We start from the raw sequence: 1,047 nt of genomic DNA, 5'->3' as shown, positions 1-1,047 counted from the left end.
CCCCCGTTCTATCGAGTTGAACCCGCCGCGAATGTCCTCGCTGATGTAGGCGGCGGACACGGCCGTCAGCCCGTAGTAGGAAGCTTCGAAAGGAGTGAGCCGGATTCCGAATTGGGGCAGTGCATAGAACGATATATAGATGATGATCAGCGCCGGCATCGCCCTTATGAAGGTGACATATGCGGTTACGATGACCTCAAAGCGCGTCGAACGGACCAACACTATCAAAAGCGCGAGCGGGGTTGCCGTTCCAAGGATCAGAACCGTCAGCAGGAGTGTCATAAAGAGGCCGTGGACGATGGACGGCAGGTATTGGGCAATCAGCGCCAATTCTCTTTCCATCGCTAGTCCCTCCTTTTCTTGAGGCGCATCTCGAAATGTGCCTGAAGCACCAAGAGAATCCCGTTGAGAATGATGTAGACGACGCTGATAATCAGGAGCGTTTCAATCGGCCGGAAAGTGGCTGCGATCACCTGCTTGGCGGAAGTCGCCATCTCAGGGAACGCCACCACTGCCGCGATGGACGTTCCTTTCACGATTTCGGTAGCCCGGGAGAAATATGAGGGAAGGGCCGCCGGCAGCATCTGTGGGATGATTATACGACGAAGCACACGCAGCCTGGGCAGTGCCAAGGCGCTTGCCGCTTGGAACTGCTCACGCGGGATACTGGCGAACCCGGCGCTGAAGGCTTCGGCGAAATAGAATGCCACGTACGCGCTCATGCCTATGGTCGCGGCCGAGAATGGGCTCAGAACGAGCCCGAGCTTGGGCAGACCCAGGAATACGATCAGAAGAATCATCAAGGGAGGGATGCCGCGTGCGACCCAACTTGCGACTCCCAATGCGCCGCGCAGTAGCCGTGATTTCCCGAGCATTCCGATTGCTATCAGCAATCCGGCCGTCGTGCTGATCATCAGCACGACGACGGACAGCAGCAACGTCTTGGCTGCACCTTTCAACAGAAAAGGGTAGATCAGCCAGATTACGTTTGGATCGAATTTCATCTGCCGGCAGGACCAATCAGTAGCCCAGGCCCGGCAACTGATC

At 56.8% G+C, this 1,047-nt stretch carries 2 protein-coding genes; both read right to left on the bottom strand.

Annotated elements, in window-relative coordinates; genetic code table 11:
• Positions 1–342, bottom strand: a 342-nt coding sequence (locus EN935_RS37475; protein WP_164771770.1) for an ABC transporter permease subunit, incomplete at its 3' end; no start/stop codon positions are given.
• A gap of 2 nt (positions 343–344) precedes the next feature.
• On the bottom strand, positions 345–1,047 hold a 703-nt coding region (locus EN935_RS37470; RefSeq protein ID WP_206534684.1), incomplete at its 5' end, for an amino acid ABC transporter permease.

The organism is Mesorhizobium sp. M7D.F.Ca.US.004.03.1.1, assembly GCF_003998635.1.
Classification (GTDB): domain Bacteria; phylum Pseudomonadota; class Alphaproteobacteria; order Rhizobiales; family Rhizobiaceae; genus Mesorhizobium; species Mesorhizobium loti.
The sequence above is the reverse complement of the archived record's forward strand: the minus strand, read 5'-3'. Positions and strand labels throughout refer to the sequence as shown.